This window comes from Xanthomonas sp. JAI131 (genome assembly GCF_013410075.1).
Lineage (GTDB): Bacteria > Pseudomonadota > Gammaproteobacteria > Xanthomonadales > Xanthomonadaceae > Xanthomonas_A > Xanthomonas_A bonasiae.
In genome coordinates this window covers 561,905-578,415 of the sequence record NZ_JACCCN010000004.1, presented here as the reverse complement: position 1 = coordinate 578,415, position 16,511 = coordinate 561,905, and the positions used below count along the sequence as shown (strand labels likewise).

The window sequence follows — 16,511 nt, the reverse complement described above, 5'->3', positions numbered from 1 at the left end:
AGTGTGCGCGCTTAGTAACTTGGCCGCAGTGGCAGGCCAGGATACCAAGCCGCCGACGTCCGCTTGCTGCGTTGCTTCTGATCTGGACCCTGCTATCGGCGCTTCCGGCCGCCGTTCAGTAGCACTTCGCCGTTCCGTCCAGGAAGAACTGCACGTCATGCGCCTGGCACCAGGCCTCCAGCTCGGCCTTGAACACCGGCCATAGCGCTTGCGCCCACGCCGGCGCGCTCTGCGCCCAGGCGTGCTCGGTGGGCGCGAACACGGTCGGCACGCCCATCGTGAAGTCCAGCACGAACGCGCCGCCCGGGCCGGTGCAGACCAGTTCTTCTTTCCAGCGCGGTTGGAATTGGAAGGTGCTCATGGACGATTGATTGGAGCGATCCTCGACCAGCCGAGGGCCGTCAAGGATAGACGCACAAAGGCGGGGTCAGGCTGACTTCCTCTCAAGTGAACCTGACCACGTTCTTGCCGTCCTATACTCGCAGGCCCGCAGACTATGAACTGAAGGGCCTGATCATGACCGATCGCACACGCCGAGATCTCATCGTTGCCGCCACCGCTCTGGCTGCCGGTATGGTGGCCACCGGCTCCCACGCAGCCGCGCCCACACGCGCCAACAAGGCCGCGTTCCCGCCGGTCGTGCACCACGTGTTCTTCTGGTTGAAGAACCCGGATTCCAAAGAGGATCTAGCCAAGCTGCTCGCCGGTTTGCGAACGTTGGCCGGCATCGACACCGTGCGCGGCATCCACATCGGCGTGCCGGCGGAGACCGAGCAGCGTGGCGTCGTTGATGGCAGCTACAGCGCCTCGGAACTCCTGTTCTTCGACGATGTGGCCGGACAGAACGCCTATCAGGTCCATCCCATTCACAAGCAGTTCGTCGCCGATTGCGAGCACCTGTGGCAGCGCGTGGTCGTGTATGACGTCAAGGCCGCCGCGCCGTAGCGCGTTTGCAACTAGAAGTGCACGCTGACCCCATCCTTTGTTGACTGCCGTCAATCACCCCAAGCACCCGAGGCATTCCGTCCTTTTCAGCATGGATGCATGGCGGTCCGTTCAGTACTTGCCGGCCAATCGCGGCGCGAGTCCATGGTTGAGAGTTAAGGCCAGGAGGAGAACTAACTTTCTCCGCCCTTCTCTACCTTCCATCAACTTCTCAGCTTCCTAGCTACAGCCCTGGTAAAAGGACGCACACATATGAGCGCTAAAATTCCAGACGCTACGACACCAGCATAGGCCACATAAGCTTCGCGACCTGGAAACGTAAAATTTGACAGCCAAATCGTCAAAACACTAAATACGAAAATACTCAGTAGCGCGCAGGGGAAGAGCCAAATGGCGAGTTTATCTTTGATTTTCACAGCCACCTTGGGACTCCACGATATTCTATACCACCATATACTAGCATAAGTTGCAGCGGAGAGCATATTCAAATTTTGAGTGCACGCAAGCCATCAATTAGCGCAATCCTTTACTTGAATACCAGGAGCACTTCCTGTTCGCAGCCAGGCAATTGCCTGAGAGGATGGCAATTGAATCCTTCCAATAGCATTTGCTCGCTCGCGCGCCTCACGATCTGATTCAGTTCTCTGCAAGGGCGAAGCTCTCTTATCAAGCCTTTCGATCTGCTCGTCAACAAATCGAATTACTTGGCCGTCTCCATCTACGGCTGCAATTTTTGCCATCTTATAAAGGGTTAAGGACTCTTGAACATCGGCCTTTACGGCTTGGGCCAGATAGGATCTAAAACCAATCTGATTTTCAGGCTGATAGGCTGCTGCCAAGCTTAGAAGAGCCATCCCGCTTCCGCGATTGATCGCCGCTTGAGAGATCTGCGGTGCGATTTTTCGATAGGCGATCAGCTCCTCTGCACTATCCAGTGTGGAAGCAACCGAAAAAGCATTGCCTGCAGCATAATTTACCATTGCGGCAAGATTTCCGTTTTCGGCAGACCTTCTCCACATTCTCGAGATCTCTCCTGCTCCCACTTCCTCTGCGCCTTCGCAGTGGGCAACATTAGAATAGAATTTGGACTGATCCAGCGGGAGAGCGATATCTGGCACTTCCTCGCTGCCCGAGTGATTTTGGGAAAGCACATCATCAGCATGATTAACTTGCTGTCGCGTCAATTCGCACTTCTGATATTCCAAGGCCAAACGGCACGCAGCGTCAGCATCGCCCTTAAGCGCGCGGATCCTTAAGCTGTCTGCAATCAAACGGAAAGGGGTGTCTTCTGGCGGCAATTGAGTCCGCTCCTGTGAGCGAGAGACAGACGCCGCAGATGACTCAGGCGGATTTTGTCGTTGCGCAGCAACTTGTTGGACAATATTCTTACTTTGGGGACGGTAATAAATTAATGCGCACATGATGGCCAGCCCAGTTGCGGCCATCGCCAATGCAGAGCGCGAGAATTTTTCTTTCATGTTTTTTAAAGTGCTGGGAGACTTAACCTCCCAGCGCTCCTCTTTAATAGATCATAAGCTGGCAAATCGGAGGCCCATTACCTGCCGAAGAACAGCCGATCTTAAAATTGGTACCTACGCCGCCGCCAATGCCGATAGAAATTCCCATTTGGGATAGCCTGTTCGTGAATTGGGTCATATCGCTGTTACTGCCCTGACCAAACCGGTATTCGCGGTAGCCACCAGCGGTAACATCCTGGATAGTTTCAGGAATAATATTTCCAAAGTTGTCGCGCGCCGAACCCGGTACCCGAGTCCACAGCTTTGTTTCCGGCTTCCAAATGTAACGTGCCCAAGTCCCATCTGCAAATTTAACCCGCGCTGAAAGAGGGACAGCAGCTGGGCTAAAGCCGTTAAGAATTGGAATGACTGACGCACCCTGCTGGTAGGAATTAATAGCTCCGGCCATGGATCCTTCGACATAACTACTGATAACTAGATCGTACGAAGGACTGGCTATTGCGTCATAGGCCGATGGAGGCACCTGGCCCGCGGCCGCTGTGGTCATGCTGCGCGCTAATGATACCGAGCTAAGAGTTATCCATCCGTTCGGTGGCATCTGCGCATGCAACGATGAGATGAACTGACTGACTTGCGTCTCTACCGGAGAACTTATACCCCAAGCCCTAAAAGTGTCATTTTCCCAGTTAAAGTTCTGATCAACATTATGCGCATACATCACCTTGAGCACAGTGCCATCTTGAATGTTGGTAATGTAGACAGGGGGTGAGGCTTTCTGAAAGCGACACTTGTGACTAATGACTGCCCCTTCGCAAACATCTCAGACGATGAACATCCTTCGCAAGCGACTTGCGCTTTCGCTTGGCCACATATAGCCATGGCCACAACCATTAATACTCCAACTACTACGCGCATAGTTCTCCAATGTATAATTATTGAGTGCAAACTACTTATTTGCATTACATTAACAAACTGTACCAGGTATGTTTTAAAGAGAAAACGACTGCACGCAAGGCTAATGGGTGAAGCGAAGGCACACGATCGCATCTTCATAAAACTCAGATATTATGCTTTCAGTTATGGACCTAAACTAGTCAGACAAAACCTTAGTCGCGAGTAGGAAATTTCTGACATAGCTATTTCAAAATTTAGGCACATTCCAATCCTGGAAGATTTTTTCAACAAGATCCAAGTATTTTTGTCTACTGATCTCCAAATATTCTTGGCTCTGGATTCGATCTTCTATAGTTGAGCCAAGACGTCTAAAAGCCTATTGATTCCCGACAATATCTCGCGGGACGCTACATCTTTCCCGCCGCCCGCGGTCGGCGATAACATGAGTCAATGCACGCATTTTATGCAGCCGACGGATATTGACGGTTCAATCCTCGGTAGCTGCGCTCAGCACTAGTTCGCCATCACGTACACGCACGCGCACCTTCCCGCCGATGGCGAAGCCCAGTTCCTCCATCCAGCGGCCGGCCAGGCGCAACGCGGGCATGCGCTTGCCGTTGGCGGAATGGCCGCAGCCGACGGTGCACTGCTGCGGTGGGCGCCTGCGGCGCGGGGCGCGTTGCTGGCGGGCGAGATCGGCGGCGTCGGCCGCGGCGATCTGTTCGGGCGTCAGCATGGGGATAAGCTCGGACTCGACGATGGTCCAGTTCGGGCAGCAGTTTGCCTTGTGCGAGGCACGCTTGCGCGCAGGGGCGGGGCGGGATGACGGTGGATGCATGGCGAAGCCCTCCTTGACGGCCAGAAACCCGCCGCCGACCGGCGACGGGATGTCGGGAGGTTAGAAACCGCTAAGAGACGGCGGGCGTATTTCCCCGAAGGGTGTTGTATTAGCCGCCCTCCCGACGTAGGCATCGCGTCGGTTGTGCTTGAGGATCAGGCACAAAAACCCACCGGTTTGTCGGAGGTGGGTACCGCTCTTAGAGGAGTTTCTACGCTCCTTGAGGTTGAGATTGCTACTGGCTAGGCGGGATGTCAAGTGGGTAACGGGGCGACTAAAAATCTGGATCAGATTTAAATTTTTAGGGCAACTGGTACAGAGAAAATTGCACTCTGAACCCATTTTCTGCGCACAGATTAAGGGGTCACTTACGGCCTGCCGCGGGAGCTCCCATTAACTTAGGGGTTAGCTCGCATTACTCGTATGCGCCATCTTCATGGCTTCAACTACCGGCTTGATAAAAAATATTTTACCCGGCTGGAGAGCATCGCCTGGTTCCAATCTGCTAAGTACGGGAAGGTTAGCTCCGATGGGCCTCGTAATGTTCCACGCCACGACCTCGCGCAGATCTGATGCGTCTGCACCTACTACATGCAGTTGCTCGCCAATAATGGGTAGATCGCGAACTGGGCGATTTTGATGCTCTTTAAGATCTCTTACCCAAGCCTCGCTTATCCAAACCAATGCAAATGCCTTGAGATAGAAGGCCCGGTCTGCAACATTCCGCCAGAAAAGATACTTTTCGGCCTGATCAGCGAAGGCCGTGGACATGAAGTCAATCTGATTCCACTCTTTGTCATACAGAGCAAGCATCGGAACATGATTCCCATGAAGCTCGAAATTAGTCCAGGCCATCTTGGCGTGCATCGCTACAATCTCGATGAGGGAAGTGGGCCTTGGCATTGATGTGAGTTCTTCTTTTAGCCGCAGCAGCGCCGGCGGTGGCCGAAAGCTTGTATCTACAGCGATACGGATATTGGCGTGCCGTCCAACACCGGACTTGCCGAACTTAATGAACCGGACTTTTGCAACGTCGTTCGACGAGGGGTCGATCGTCGTGGGGTGTAGTACGGATGGATCCAACGCAGATTCTAGGTGGGCTGCGAGCGTGCTGCAGGCACGATAAAGTTGTGCGTAGACGTACGTGAGTGCGAAGATGAGTTCGCGATCGGGCAATGTGTTCGCAACCCACCGGCGCTGAATTTTGAGTACCGCAGAGTCAGCTATTCCTGGCGGCAGTTGGCGCCCTGCAATTTGTAGTAGACGATCCGTGGTCGCCTTGAGCAACTCTTCCCGAGTTACTTCAAGAACCATATCTTCATCAGAGCTGTAGGAGTAGAGAAGCGTTGCTTGGAGCGTGCTCTGCATGTCGAGATCGCCTTCCTTCTCGATAACATTACGCGCATCTTTTGCCCAAGACATTATGGGGTCGGTAGCCCAGGGCTGAAGCACGTTGGTCTTGTACCAAGACTCAAACTCAGGAATAGTAGCCTTGTTCTTCTGGATGATGAACGTAACCGTTCGAGAAGTCTGAAGGAATTGATTGATGGTTTGACGAAAGCGCTCTGGCGAAAAGTAAGTTTCACCACAATTACTCAACAGCTGAGCTAGATCACGGAGACGGCGTTCCCATGGTCGCATGACTAGTCTTTGTGGTTAATGATTAACAGGCATTTGTTGTGTAGCTTAACACCTTATTAAGCCGGCGCCGCGGAGCGGCGCCGGTTGGATCAATTTTTAGGCCCGCACCCTCACAGGCAGAATACCTCTTGCACCCAAGCGTCATGTTGATATGGGCCGTGAATTGATTGGAATGCTCCACGGCTCTCAGCCACTTCGCGATTCAGGTCAGTCGCCACCCAGTCGACAGTACAGAGAACCCGGTTTGTGTCGAGGATAACGCCACGCACAATTCCCAAGTGCATGATACGAATGCCTATCTTGGCCTTGCCTTTCATTCGTTTGATAGCAATACGGTCGCCTGGCTTTATCTCTGCTGCTCGCGCAGGCTGATGCCCATCCTCCCAGCCAAGCATCCAGATGCCCTCTTTGACGAAGCGCTGATCTTGATGATCAGAGCCGCCCCAGCTAGCGCCAACTACCCAATAGTTCGCCATAAATCTCCCATAGCACCCTAACGTTCGACGTCCCCTTGACAGCAAAAACCGTGGTCAGAGTGCGCTCTAAGAAAAGTGCACTCTGACCCCTGGTTTCACTCCAATGGGATTAAACTCGACCGGCAGGTTGCCGAAAGATTTGTGGTTTGATCTTACATATTGCTCAACGGTTTTCGGCCATCTGCCATCACGGTCGGCCTCAAGAATAGTGATCTTTGAAGTCTGGTAATTTCCATAGCTCTTCCCCATGGCTTTCTCCAGCGCCTTCTCAAACTCGTGAAAATTCCACTCGTCAATTCTTGCCTCAAATTGGTCGAGGACTTTAGTTTTCGTTTGGGAAATTTTTCTCATTATCGCGTGCACTCCTTCTTGGTCTAACGCCGGAATTAAGCCGCGCCGCGAGGCAGTGTCGGCTTGAATGAATTGTTAGGGGCACCCGCATGCGCATCAATTTGCCTTTTGGGGCCGCGCGATAGGTATCACTTCTGGAAGCAGTGTGTTGTAAACCCAATTAAATGCTTCATCGCCTTGTAGATTTAACGCGGGGTGGCCCTTTCCACTGGCCTTTTGGACAAGCTCTGACAGTGAAAAGTAAACAATAGGAATGTGCTCTAGGATGTTAAACGCAGGATCCCTTGCCAGGATAAGTGTCCCGAGATCCCAGCCGTCTCTCATACCGCACTCTTGTATCAAAAAGGTAGCGGAAGTAGATGAGCCGCTGACCAAATGGCTGCCATTGTGTTTTATGACGTTTGCGAGCGCGCGAATCATCTGCAGGGTTCTTGCATTTGACACGTCATGATTGTTGTCGAAAGAGTCAAATCTAAAATTGAAGGCTCTTTTTAGATCTCTAACTGTATCGTCTATTGCTTTGGCCAGCGAGAGTATGGCTGTTTCATGAAGATAGTCGTTGTACTGGATGGCGGCTGCGCCTACATCCTTCATCCGCATCTTGTTGTTGTAACGGTCAAGCGATTCGTCGACCCATGGGGTCGATGCGATCTCATTGATCTTTTCCAAGGTTGCGAGATATGAAAGCGCAAGACCGCCTAACCGACTATCAATGGCTCCCCATAGGCCAATCGCTTCCAAAAGCTTCTCTTCTTCCTGCGGTGACATCCTATTTATCTCCCATGCCCCTAACGCCTGAATTAAGCTGAGTTGCGAAGCAACTTCGGCTTGAATGAATTGTTATACGCCACGTAGGATCTGAGTGATTGTCTGTGACGCAACGGCAATAGCTGCTAAGACGGCACCTGCTGAGTTCCATCTGACCTGCGCCTCCATAGTCTCTTTCAACTCAGCACCGAAGAGTTCAATGCCACCAAGGTTTGGCTTTTCGCCAGTCTTCTCGGCACGTTTTCGACGCTTTTCCATTGCGGCCTCCCGGGTCACCTTCACGTTGCTGGCATAGAGCCAAGCTCCAGCAGACATGAAGCCTGCAATTACGGAGAGCCACGTGAGTATCGTCGCCAGCATGATTGCACCGTATAGCGCTTGAATTAAGCCGACCCGCGAAGCGGGTTCGGCTCGAATAAATAGTTAGCCCGCGCCACGGACACGGACGTGGATAGTCTTAGCCAAGTTTGAGTGGAACGAATCCGGCTCCAAGTCCCCGGGTTGCTCCCTCTATGACGGTCGCCATAATCGCGTCGACGGCGGGGCCAAATCTTGGAAAGTGAATCTCTAGTCCGCAGGAGCAGCGAAGTACGTACTCATCAGCTGGCTGGACATACTTTTCGATCATGCGTGCGCAGCCAGTGTGTGTAAACTGGTACGCACCGAAGGAGATCTCACGATCCTCGTTGGGATCGTAGACAACAAGCTCCACGTTCATTGATGCTCCATAAGAGGCCTAACGCGTGAGTTAAGCCGAGCCGCGAAGCGGGTTCGGCTTGAATGAATTGTTAGGCCTCATTGAGCGGGCTGAACATGGGTAAATGACTCTCCAATTGCGCTTTGCAGGTCGTTGTAGCTAGAGCGGGTGCCATCAACCTCAATATCTAAGCTGCTTCCGTCGCTACCGAAGATAGTGATGATCTTGGTGCCGCCAGATGTGAGTTGGAACTTGTAAGGAGTGCTGAGAGTGAGCGACAGCTTTACGTTGTGACTCATGAAATATCCAGTGTGAGTAAAGGAAGTGGTTTATTGAGGCCTAACGCCTGAGTTAAGCCGCCCCGCAGCGGGGTGGCGGACACGTGCTAGCGTAGCGCAGGCACGTGGACGACGCCACGATGCGGGGTCGGCTTAAACGAATTGTTAGGCGCCATTACGTAGTTCTTGATCGACTTGGCGATATACCCATGCCCAAGTGGCAGGATTGAGTTTTCCTTGTCCCCAATGAGTACTTGTCTTTCTCATGATGCCCATGCCAATCTCGCGGCACTTTTCTAGTGCTTCTTCGGGGTTTTCAATTCCGATGAATGGCTTCTCCCCGTACATGAGCTCGTACTCGCGTATGCCACGCAGTTGCCAATATGTTCCATAGAAGGGAACTGCATGTGCTCTGAGCCACTCCCACATAAATTCTGCATCATTGACGTTTGGAGCTTCTGAGTGGCATTGCGCGCACAGAAGAACGAGATTGCACGGATCCTCAGTTCCGCCTAGAGCCCGAGGAACTATGTGGCAACGTTGTAGAAGGCGCTTGTGGGCACACCTCCAGCAAAGTTTTTCTGCTTCCGCCCAGTCAACGGACAATCCGCATTCGTCTTGATGGCTTGCCCAGTAGTCAACAATGTCGCGATGGATAGTGAGCATGGCGCCTAACTACTATTGGACCGCCTAAACGCGGAATAACACAATCCTCGCTGAGTCGTTGAACGCCGTCAATCCGGCCGAAACATCTATGGTTCCTTGCCTCTGCCGACATTGTGCCAACTGCACCGCATGGCGTTATGCCGCATTTTTGCGGGTGTAACTGTTACAGCCGCTTATTTACGGGTGTAATGAAGGCCTGCCGAGATGCCAGCACACCAGGCGCTTTCGGTTTTCACCACAACACCAGCATGTTGTTGCGTTGAGTGACCTCCACCACCTCCTCTTGGGTCACTACGCGCAACCGCACCCCCTTGCCGCCGCCGCCCGCCGGCACCACTAGCCGCACCTCCGCAGTCCTCGGCTCCAAGTCCCGCGGCGCCTCCAACGCAGGAAACGCTGCCCGCGCCAATTCCCGGCCACGCGCGTCTTCCAGCACCACGTAGCCCGCCGGCGCATCCGCGTGGCCCAGGCTGTGCACGGTGACGTCGATGGCCTCCGCACTCACCCGCACATCGCCACGCCCGATCCCCAGATCCGGTCGCTGTTCGACCGGCACCGCGGCAGGTGCGATCAATTCGAACTCCATCACCACCGTCTTGCCTGCGGGGAATTCCACGTCCACCGCCCCGCTCTTCTCGAACGCGAACTCGCGCGTGGCGGGCTTGCCGTCGATGCGTCCATCGCCGTCGCGATCGAGGCCCGAGCGCATCCGCCATTGCCCGGCGGCGACATTCCACCCGGTCATCTGCGCCCGCTGCAGCTTGCCGCCGAGGTTGTAGCCGATGACGGTGAAACGATCCTGCCGCGGCTTGGGCAGCAGCAGGGCGACCTGCATCGCGCCTTCGGAGTCGGCGAAGCGCCAGCTGACGGTGTGGCCGGGGTAGGTCTGGTTGCGCTTGAGGGCCACGCCGCCCAGGCGGGCGCGCTGCAGGTTCACGGTGGGCGATTCGACGCGGTCGCTCCACCAGTGGCCTTCGGTGTTCATGTAGAAGCTCTGCAGTTTGTCGCGGGTCTCGGCGCGGTACAGGGTTTCCAGCCAGCGCGGGTCGCCGCTCTGCTCCCAGGCGACGTGATGGGCGAAGTCCGGGGCGTCGTTGGCGTCCGCGTCGGCCGCTGCCTTGGCGAGGCTGGCACCCCAGCTGTCGCGCTTGCCGAGCAGGTCGAGGAAATTCTCGTTGAGCAGCGACAGGCCCGCCGGGCCGGCGTTGGCGACGCGGTAGTCGATGGGCTTGAGGTAACGCGCCTCGCCGGTCCAGCGGTAGGCGGCCCAGAAGGTGTGCAGGGTGTCGGCGCCGCCGCTGCCTTCGAACAGTTCGCCGCCGCGGGTCTTACCCGTCTTCCAGTTGATCTCGTTGGGCAGCGCCCATTGGCCCTTGGCATTCGTGTAGGCGTGGGCCAGGTAGCCGTCGGCCAGGCCGGTGACGATGCGGCGGCTGTTGGGGTCGGCGTTGTAGCCGCCGAGCAGCAGCGCGGGGTGCAGGATCGGGAACGAGTAGGGTTTCTGCCACTGCCAGTTCGGCTCGCGGTAGACCTTGCGCCCGCCGAACCAGTTGCTGGCGAACAGCAGGTGGCCTTGCGGGTTGACCTGGATGATGCGGTCGAAGGCCTTCACCGTGCGCATCAGCCGCTCGACGGTGAGCGGGTCGCCCCAGTTGAGGTAGAGCATGGCGCTGTTGATGTTGATGCCTTCCTCGTAGGCATGCAGTTCGTCGGTCTCGATGGTGGACAGGCCGTCGGTGAACATGCCGTTGCGGTAGTTGGCGTCGGACAGCGCGGTGAGCGAGGCGTTGAGCTTGTCCGGGTCCACGCCCATCAGGGCGACGCCGGGCCATTGCTGGGTGAGGTCGGAGTCGTCGGAGATGCCGCCGCCGAAGTCGCCGTAGGCCACCTGGCGCTGGTCGATCCACCAGTTGATGTAGCGGCGCGTGGCCTTGAGGTCTTCCAGTTGCCAGAACGCCCAGGCCGGCACGCCCTTGGGCGGGGTGGGCAGCTCCACCGGCAACGCGCCCTGGTTGCCGTAGCTGATGTCGTTCCAGTATTCGCGGCCGAGCGCGTTGTCCGGATCCACGCGCAGCAGGTCGCCGATGTCCGCATCCAGGCGCGCGTACAGCAACTGGCGCTTGGAGGTGGTGTGTTCCTCGACCAGGAAGCCCCAGTTGTCCTTGACCTGGTTGAAGCGGTCGGCGATGTGTTCGGTCTTGGCCTGGTCGCGCGGCTTGAACAGCAGGCGGAGTTGCGCGCCGTCCAGCGCGCGCGCGTCGAAGCCGGGCGCAGCGGAGGCGATGCTGAGCATCAGGCTGTCGTTGGTGAGGATGCGGTCGCGCAGGTCCAGCCACAGCGTGCGCGCCTGGCCGGGCTTGACCGACACCGACACGTCGAGCATGTCGCGCGCCGGCCAGATCGGGTCCTTGATGCGGAGGTTGAGCGGGATCAGGCCGTCATGGGTGGCCGGCAGGTCCAGCGCCGGCAGGTCGATGGCAATGCCGTCCAGGCCGTCGTGCATGTTCTCCCAGCCGTAGGACCAGCTGCGCATCAGCGGTTGGTCCGGCGGGGCGTCGCCGAGGCTGGAGGGGATCAGCACGTGCACGATCGGCAGCGACGGCGCGGCGGATTTTTCGTCGCTGCGCTTGCGCGTCGGCGCCTTGCTGGGCAGCGCGACTACGGTGCTGCGTTCGGCCGGCGGGTAGCGGCCGGCGATGTAGCCGCGCAATGCGGCGAGGTTGGCGTAGTCCGGCGCGATGTCGCTGCGCACGGTGTAGCTGAGCGTGGCGCTGGGGTCGGACGGCGGCGCGCCGGCGCTGACGTCGTAGGCCCAGATTTCCTGGATCGGGGTTTCCTGCGCGGTGTTGGCGAAGCGCAGGTGGCCGCCGCGGCGGCGCTCGAACTGGTCCACGCTGCGCACGGTGCCTTGGCTGCGCTGGAACAGCGGCGCGGGCGTTGCGCCGGCGGCGGCGTAGCTGGCCTGGCCGTAGGCGGCGCCGCGCAGTTCGATGCGGTTGAAGGGTTCGTCGGGCAACGTGAGGTCCAGCGCCTTGCCGCCTTCGACGTAGACGTTCCAGTCGGGCAGCTGGAAGTAGTCGTCGCGGCCGGGCAGGCGTGAGCGGTTGTAGACGCCGGGCCAGGTGGTCTCGGCGATGCCGTCGGTGGCCTTCCACATCCACTGCTTGAGGTCCTTGGCGTCGGCGAATTCGACCTTGCGGATGCGGGTGGACGGTGCGTCCAGCGCGGGTGGGGCGTGGCCGTGGTCCCAGCCGTAGCGGTGCAGCCAGGCGTTGCGCGCTGCGTCGGCGCGCGGCGGTTCGGCAGTGCGCGGTTCCTGCTGGCGCGCCAGGGCGGCGGCGCCGGCGGCGTCGAGCATGCGGTCGTAGACGCGGATCTCGTCGAAGTCGCTGCCGCGCAGGAAGTTGTAGCGGCTCTGCACCTGGTGCGGCGCCATCACCCGCCCGGCCAGGCCGAGCTGGTCGAGCGCGGCGTCGAAGTCGAGCGAGCCGCCGTTGGCGCAGGCCTGCGCGCAGTCGGCGCGCGCGGCTTCCTTGCCGTCCACGTACAGGCGCACGCCGCGGGTTTCGTCCCAGGCGAAGGCGAGGTGGGTCCAGGCGCTGGCGGATGGGTTCTTGTCGAGGGTGAACGACACGCGCGTGCGCGCCAGGTTGGCGTCGGTGACGAAGGCGTCGAAGCCGTGGCCGTTCCAGTCGATGCGCAGCCAGGCCATGTCCCAGCTGCTGTGGTCGGCGTAGCCGACGCGGAAGATCACGAACGGCGCTTCGCCGACCGGATAGCGCGAGCGCCAGAAGAAGGAGAGGGTGCCGCGTTGGGTGTAGAGGTTGCCGGGCGCGTTCCAGGCGAGGACGCCGTCGTCGGCCCATTCGATGGCGTTGCCCTTTACGCCGGTGGGGACCAGCGCGACCTTGTCGCGGAAGTTGGGTTTGGCGTCGCCTTGGGCGATGTCGGCGTCGAAGCCTTTGTCGGCGGAGACGCGGAACAGGAGGTCGGGGGTGGTGGTGGTGGGTGCGGGGGCGGCGAAGGCCGGGAGTGCCAGGCAGGACAGCATGGCCAGGCAGTGGGCCAGGATGCGATTGCCGGTGGTGGGGGGATGTTTGACCTGTCCGTGCGGAGCATTGCGCGTGCGGCGCGATGTCGCGGGATGGTGGGTTTGTGTCGCGGCTGAAGCCGCTCCTACAGCGGGGTGCTTCGGCTGCGATGGGTCTTGTCGGTAGAGCCCGTCGCGACTGAAGTCGCTCCCACAAGGGGTCATGGCGCCGACGGCGCTAGCGGCAGCGCGCGTGGCGCTGCGGCGGATTGCCTCTTTCATGTCGCTCCTTTGCGATCGCCGTGCGCGCGTGCCGCCGCATGGCGATCCTCCCTACCCCCGATCCGGCGAGTATGCAGGCAGCGGCGCGCTGCCGGTGCCGCGCACGGGGCGCGACACCGGCGGGCGCAGACTTCAGAACTTGTAGCGCACGCCCAGCAGGTACTGGCGGCCGCTCTCGGTGTACTGCAGCGGCAGGCGGCCCGTGCTTGGCGAGTACACCCACTCGTCGGACGCTTCGTTGGTCAGGTTGACGCCTTCCAGGCTCAGTTCCAGCTGATCGCTGATCCTGTAGCGCAGCGAGGCGTCGATGACGGTGGTGCCGGTCATGCCGTGGGTGCCGTCGACGTTGAAGCCGGCTTCCGTGCCCGGCGCCTGGGTCAGGTAGTCGTCGCGGTTGGTGGCCGAGACGCGCCCGGAAAACACCTCGCCTTCGTAGAACACGGTGGCGTTCCACGAGGACTTGGACAGGCCGGTGAGGTCGTTCTTCATCACCGGCTTGCCGGTATTGTCCAGGTACTGGATCTGCGAATCGACCCAGGTGTAGTTCAACTGCACGCCCAGGTTGGACCACTTGCCCGGCAGGAAAGTGAAGGGCTGGATGTAGTTGGCTTCCACGCCCTTGAGCTTGCCGCCGGGAGTGTTGAGCGGGATGCTGAAGGTGAAATCGTCGTTGACCGTCGCGTTGGTGCCGTCGAGCAGCGATGCCGGCAGGCCGCTACTGGAATACGGACGCACTTCGCGCGCGGTCTGGATGAAGCTGTCGATGTCCTTGTAGAACAGGCCGATGCCCGCCATGGCGCCTTCGTCGAAGTACCACTCGAAGCCCAGGTCGACGTTGGTAGCGCGGATCGGGTCCAGATCCGGGTTACCGCCGCTGACGGTGCGCGCGCCGCCGGCCACGGCGACGGTCACGCCCGGGGTCAGGCTGCCCAGGCCCGGGCGGGTCATCACCTTGGCCGCGCCCAGGCGGATCAGGAAGTCCGGGGTGATCTCGGCGACCAGGTTGAACGAGGGCAGGGTGTCGTCGTAGCTGCGCTCGACCGTGGTCTGCGTCGGCACGTTGTTGATCAGCGCATAGCCCGTGGAAGCCTGCTTGGTGCGCACATAGCGCACGCCGATGTTGCCGGACAGCGGAATGTTGCCCAGATCGGTGGAGAACTCGCCCATCAGGTAGGCGCCGCGGTCCTTCTCTTCCACGCTGCGGCTGTTGTTGCTGCGCGGGGCGACGGCGAACAGACCGCTGTTGCTGTAGAGGTCGAATCCATCGACGAATGCGTTCAGATCCGGGACGACCCAGTTCGATGGGCTGCCCTCGATGCCCTTGAGACCGGCTTGGCCAGTCATATCCACCGGTACGATCTTGGTCCCGTTGGCGAAGTTGGGCACGGTGCTTTCCGAGGCGCGGCGCAGCTCCACGGTCTTGAAGGTGTAGTCCTTGGCCAGCACGCCGCCCTTGAGGCGGAAGCCGGGACTGATGTTCCAGTTGAAGTCGATCTGGCCGGTGTCGAAGTCGTTGTCTACGTACTGCGGACGCAGGCGGATCTCGGCCAGTTCCCAGCCACGCGGATCGGTCGTGTCGATGCCGTAGTTGATCACCGGCGCACGGCTGTTGCCGCGGTAGTCGTAGCTGTAACCATCGACATCGTACTTGTCCATGATGATGGTGGTCTGCACCGGGTTCTCGTGCTTGGAGCGCGAGGTGCCGACCTTGCCGGACAGGGTGAAGTCGTCGCTGAAGCGGTGCTGCGCACTGAGGCCGATCTGCTTGAACACGGTGTTCCACTCGTCGTGGCGGTTCTCGCTGCGGATGTCGACGTTGTCGAATTCGCCGTAGACCAGCGCGTTGTTGCGGATCTCGCCGTTGCGCACGATGGTGTTGGGCTTGCCGTCGCGGTCGGGGCGGCGCGCCGCGCCGGTGGCCGCATCGCGGTTGCGGCTGAAGGAGATCGCTTCGATGTAGTGTTCGTCGCGCTCGGCGTCGATCTTGGAATACAGCGCGTCCAGCGAGATCTCGGTGGCGTCGCTGGGCTTCCACTGCAGCGAGCCGGTCACGCCCAGGCGCTTTTGCTCGTGTTCCATCTGTACGTAGCGCGGGAAGCGCGGGTGGTAGACGTTGGCCGCGCGCGCGGCGGCGTACGGCGAGGACGCCGCGAAGCCGCCGTTGCTTGTGCCGCCGGCCCAACGGCCGGTGTTGGAGCCTTCCTCCAGCGCCTGGCGCTCGGAATAGGCCACCGACATCAGTGCGCCGAAGGTGCCGTCGGCGAAGGTGTTGGAGATCAGCGCGGCCAAGCGCGGATCGGCCTTCTGCGCCATCGCGTTGTAGCCGGCCTGGCCGCTAGCGACGAAGGTGAAGCCGCTGTAGTCGAACGGGCGCGCGGTCTTCAGGTCGACGGTGGCGCCGAGCGAACCTTCTTCGACATCGGCCGAGGCGGTCTTGCGCACGATCAATTGCGAGAACAGGTCGGAGGCGAAGACATTGAAGTCGAAGCCGCGGCCGCGATTGGTGCCGCCGCTCTGGTCGCCAGCGCCGACCGTGGTCAGCGCTTCCATGCCGTTGATGCGCACACGGGTAAAGTCTGGGCCGAGGCCGCGCACCGAGATGCTGCGTCCCTCGCCCGCCTCGCGGGTGATGACTACGCCCGGGACGCGCTGCAGCGATTCGGCCAGGTTGAGGTCGGGAAACTTGCCGATGTCTTCAGCCACGATGGCATCAACCACCCCGGCTTCGCCGCGCTTGATGTCCAGCGCCTTCTCCACGCTGGCGCGGTAGCCGGTGACGGTGACCGTGTCGAGCTGGGTGGCCGGCTCGGTGGAGCCGGTGGCGGGCGCAGGATCCTGCGCGGGCACGTCCTGCGCCTGAACCACGCCGGTCTGCAGAGCCAGACCGATCGAGAATGCGAGCAAGGTAACCGGTGTCTTCCGGCGTTCGGTACGAGATTGCATGTCCTCCCCTCCCAAGGGTTACATGAACTGCGTGATATTTCGGGCTGTTGCCGCGGATGACACCGCTGGTCAAAACCGACGTTAACAGTTGCGAAACATTGCGGCATCTTGCAGCGCAACAGAAAATCCGGCGAATTTGCAGGCTTTCGGCACAAAGCCTTGCCTGGCTTGGCGCGGCCGCTGCGACCGCTCGGCGTAGGTCGCCGCAAAAAATGACACCGATA

The 16,511-nt window shown here is 59.2% G+C and carries 14 protein-coding genes; 1 reads left to right on the top strand and 13 read right to left on the bottom strand.

From position 1 onward, the window contains the following. Nucleotides 1-115: 115 nt before the first annotated feature. On the bottom strand, nt 116-361 hold the full coding sequence (locus HDC36_RS18920) for a hypothetical protein (RefSeq protein WP_179570352.1): 246 nt from the start codon (nt 359-361) through the stop codon (nt 116-118). 86 nt (nt 362-447) lie between these two features. Between HDC36_RS18920 and HDC36_RS18915 the strand changes: the two genes are divergently transcribed. Beyond that, nucleotides 448-945 carry a Dabb family protein gene (locus HDC36_RS18915; RefSeq protein WP_218848574.1) on the top strand — a complete coding sequence of 166 codons (498 nt, stop codon included), beginning with the start codon at nt 448-450 and terminating at the stop codon, nt 943-945. 509 nt (nt 946-1,454) lie between these two features. Here the strand turns inward: HDC36_RS18915 and HDC36_RS18910 are convergent. From HDC36_RS18910 to HDC36_RS18855, 12 genes are all read right to left on the bottom strand, one after another. Next, nucleotides 1,455-2,423 carry a hypothetical protein gene (locus tag HDC36_RS18910; protein ID WP_255432812.1) on the bottom strand — a complete coding sequence of 323 codons (969 nt, stop codon included), beginning with the start codon at nt 2,421-2,423 and terminating at the stop codon, nt 1,455-1,457. Nucleotides 2,424-2,466: 43 nt separating this feature from the next. Beyond that, complete coding sequence (locus HDC36_RS18905; RefSeq protein WP_179570350.1) at nt 2,467-3,153, bottom strand: hypothetical protein; 687 nt, start codon at nt 3,151-3,153, stop codon at nt 2,467-2,469. A gap of 651 nt (nt 3,154-3,804) precedes the next feature. Beyond that, nucleotides 3,805-4,053 (bottom strand): SymE family type I addiction module toxin, encoded by a 249-nt coding sequence (locus tag HDC36_RS18900; RefSeq protein WP_343204359.1) that lies wholly within the window; start codon nt 4,051-4,053, stop codon nt 3,805-3,807. A 507-nt stretch (nt 4,054-4,560) separates the two neighbouring features. After that, nucleotides 4,561-5,796, bottom strand: a complete 1,236-nt coding sequence (locus HDC36_RS18895; RefSeq protein WP_179570346.1) for a hypothetical protein — start codon at nt 5,794-5,796, stop codon at nt 4,561-4,563. Between the two features lie 110 nt (nt 5,797-5,906). After that, nucleotides 5,907-6,272 carry a hypothetical protein gene (locus tag HDC36_RS18890; protein WP_179570344.1) on the bottom strand — a complete coding sequence of 122 codons (366 nt, stop codon included), beginning with the start codon at nt 6,270-6,272 and terminating at the stop codon, nt 5,907-5,909. A 66-nt stretch (nt 6,273-6,338) separates the two neighbouring features. Then, nucleotides 6,339-6,623 (bottom strand): hypothetical protein, encoded by a 285-nt coding sequence (locus HDC36_RS18885; protein ID WP_179570342.1) that lies wholly within the window; start codon nt 6,621-6,623, stop codon nt 6,339-6,341. Nucleotides 6,624-6,719: 96 nt separating this feature from the next. Further along, nucleotides 6,720-7,391, bottom strand: coding sequence for a hypothetical protein (locus HDC36_RS18880; protein WP_179570340.1), 672 nt, complete (start codon nt 7,389-7,391; stop codon nt 6,720-6,722). A 72-nt stretch (nt 7,392-7,463) separates the two neighbouring features. Further along, nucleotides 7,464-7,751, bottom strand: a complete 288-nt coding sequence (locus tag HDC36_RS18875; protein ID WP_179570338.1) for a hypothetical protein — start codon at nt 7,749-7,751, stop codon at nt 7,464-7,466. A 435-nt stretch (nt 7,752-8,186) separates the two neighbouring features. Then, nucleotides 8,187-8,387: a hypothetical protein gene (locus tag HDC36_RS18870; protein ID WP_179570336.1), complete on the bottom strand. Its 201-nt coding sequence runs from the start codon at nt 8,385-8,387 to the stop codon at nt 8,187-8,189. A gap of 144 nt (nt 8,388-8,531) precedes the next feature. After that, complete coding sequence (locus HDC36_RS18865; RefSeq protein ID WP_179570334.1) at nt 8,532-9,032, bottom strand: HNH endonuclease signature motif containing protein; 501 nt, start codon at nt 9,030-9,032, stop codon at nt 8,532-8,534. Nucleotides 9,033-9,264: 232 nt separating this feature from the next. Beyond that, nucleotides 9,265-13,083 (bottom strand): LamG-like jellyroll fold domain-containing protein, encoded by a 3,819-nt coding sequence (locus tag HDC36_RS18860; RefSeq protein WP_179570332.1) that lies wholly within the window; start codon nt 13,081-13,083, stop codon nt 9,265-9,267. Nucleotides 13,084-13,476: 393 nt separating this feature from the next. Next, nucleotides 13,477-16,287, bottom strand: a complete 2,811-nt coding sequence (locus HDC36_RS18855) for a TonB-dependent receptor (RefSeq protein ID WP_179570330.1) — start codon at nt 16,285-16,287, stop codon at nt 13,477-13,479. Between the last annotated feature and the right edge of the window lie 224 nt (nt 16,288-16,511).

What these genes read in the sequence shown, in the direction of transcription:
- HDC36_RS18920 (WP_179570352.1), bottom strand. Translation starts at nt 361, where the DNA reads ATGAGCACCTTCCAATTCCAACCGCGCTGGAAAGAAGAACTGGTCTGC.
- HDC36_RS18910 (WP_255432812.1), bottom strand. Translation starts at nt 2,423, where the DNA reads ATGAAAGAAAAATTCTCGCGCTCTGCATTGGCGATGGCCGCAACTGGG.
- HDC36_RS18900 (WP_343204359.1), bottom strand. Translation starts at nt 4,053, where the DNA reads ATGCTGACGCCCGAACAGATCGCCGCGGCCGACGCCGCCGATCTCGCC.
- HDC36_RS18895 (WP_179570346.1), bottom strand. Translation starts at nt 5,796, where the DNA reads ATGCGACCATGGGAACGCCGTCTCCGTGATCTAGCTCAGCTGTTGAGT.
- HDC36_RS18890 (WP_179570344.1), bottom strand. Translation starts at nt 6,272, where the DNA reads ATGGCGAACTATTGGGTAGTTGGCGCTAGCTGGGGCGGCTCTGATCAT.
- HDC36_RS18885 (WP_179570342.1), bottom strand. Translation starts at nt 6,623, where the DNA reads ATGAGAAAAATTTCCCAAACGAAAACTAAAGTCCTCGACCAATTTGAG.
- HDC36_RS18880 (WP_179570340.1), bottom strand. Translation starts at nt 7,391, where the DNA reads ATGTCACCGCAGGAAGAAGAGAAGCTTTTGGAAGCGATTGGCCTATGG.
- HDC36_RS18875 (WP_179570338.1), bottom strand. Translation starts at nt 7,751, where the DNA reads ATGCTGGCGACGATACTCACGTGGCTCTCCGTAATTGCAGGCTTCATG.
- HDC36_RS18870 (WP_179570336.1), bottom strand. Translation starts at nt 8,387, where the DNA reads ATGAGTCACAACGTAAAGCTGTCGCTCACTCTCAGCACTCCTTACAAG.
- HDC36_RS18865 (WP_179570334.1), bottom strand. Translation starts at nt 9,032, where the DNA reads ATGCTCACTATCCATCGCGACATTGTTGACTACTGGGCAAGCCATCAA.
- HDC36_RS18860 (WP_179570332.1), bottom strand. Translation starts at nt 13,083, where the DNA reads ATGCTGTCCTGCCTGGCACTCCCGGCCTTCGCCGCCCCCGCACCCACC.
- HDC36_RS18855 (WP_179570330.1), bottom strand. Translation starts at nt 16,287, where the DNA reads ATGCAATCTCGTACCGAACGCCGGAAGACACCGGTTACCTTGCTCGCA.